General features: G+C 52.4%; 1 rRNA gene. It reads left to right on the top strand.

The features are described 5' to 3' along the window. Window positions 1-1,171 (top strand): 23S ribosomal RNA (locus tag VSR74_RS23170); the annotation flags it as partial. Between the last annotated feature and the right edge of the window lie 69 nt (window positions 1,172-1,240).

The following is a 1,240-nucleotide window of genomic DNA, read 5'->3' as shown; positions in this document are numbered from 1 at the left end:
TGGAGCTGAAATCAGTCGAAGATACCAGCTGGCTGCAACTGTTTATTAAAAACACAGCACTGTGCAAACACGAAAGTGGACGTATACGGTGTGACGCCTGCCCGGTGCCGGAAGGTTAATTGATGGGGTTAGCCGCAAGGCGAAGCTCTTGATCGAAGCCCCGGTAAACGGCGGCCGTAACTATAACGGTCCTAAGGTAGCGAAATTCCTTGTCGGGTAAGTTCCGACCTGCACGAATGGCGTAATGATGGCCAGGCTGTCTCCACCCGAGACTCAGTGAAATTGAACTCGCTGTGAAGATGCAGTGTACCCGCGGCAAGACGGAAAGACCCCGTGAACCTTTACTATAGCTTGACACTGAACATTGAGCCTTGATGTGTAGGATAGGTGGGAGGCTTTGAAGTGTGGACGCCAGTCTGCATGGAGCCAACCTTGAAATACCACCCTTTAATGTTTGATGTTCTAACGTAGACCCGTGATCCGGGTTGCGGACAGTGTCTGGTGGGTAGTTTGACTGGGGCGGTCTCCTCCCAAAGAGTAACGGAGGAGCACGAAGGTTAGCTAATCCTGGTCGGACATCAGGAGGTTAGTGCAATGGCATAAGCTAGCTTGACTGCGAGCGTGACGGCGCGAGCAGGTGCGAAAGCAGGTCATAGTGATCCGGTGGTTCTGAATGGAAGGGCCATCGCTCAACGGATAAAAGGTACTCCGGGGATAACAGGCTGATACCGCCCAAGAGTTCATATCGACGGCGGTGTTTGGCACCTCGATGTCGGCTCATCACATCCTGGGGCTGAAGTAGGTCCCAAGGGTATGGCTGTTCGCCATTTAAAGTGGTACGCGAGCTGGGTTTAGAACGTCGTGAGACAGTTCGGTCCCTATCTGCCGTGGGCGCTGGAGAATTGAGGGGGGCTGCTCCTAGTACGAGAGGACCGGAGTGGACGCATCACTGGTGTTCGGGTTGTCATGCCAATGGCATTGCCCGGTAGCTACATGCGGAAGAGATAAGTGCTGAAAGCATCTAAGCACGAAACTTGCCCCGAGATGAGTTCTCCCTGAGACTTTAAGTCTCCTGAAGGAACGTTGAAGACGACGACGTTGATAGGCTGGGTGTGTAAGTGCAGCGATGCATTGAGCTAACCAGTACTAATGAACCGTGAGGCTTAACCTTACAACGCCGAAGATGTTTTGGCGGAAGAGACATCATTTTCAGCCTGATAACAGATTAAATCGACAGGTC

It is taken from the genome of Pseudocitrobacter cyperus (assembly GCF_039889165.1).
Taxonomy (GTDB): domain Bacteria; phylum Pseudomonadota; class Gammaproteobacteria; order Enterobacterales; family Enterobacteriaceae; genus Pseudocitrobacter; species Pseudocitrobacter cyperus.
This window is presented reverse-complemented; position numbering and strand designations above follow the sequence as displayed.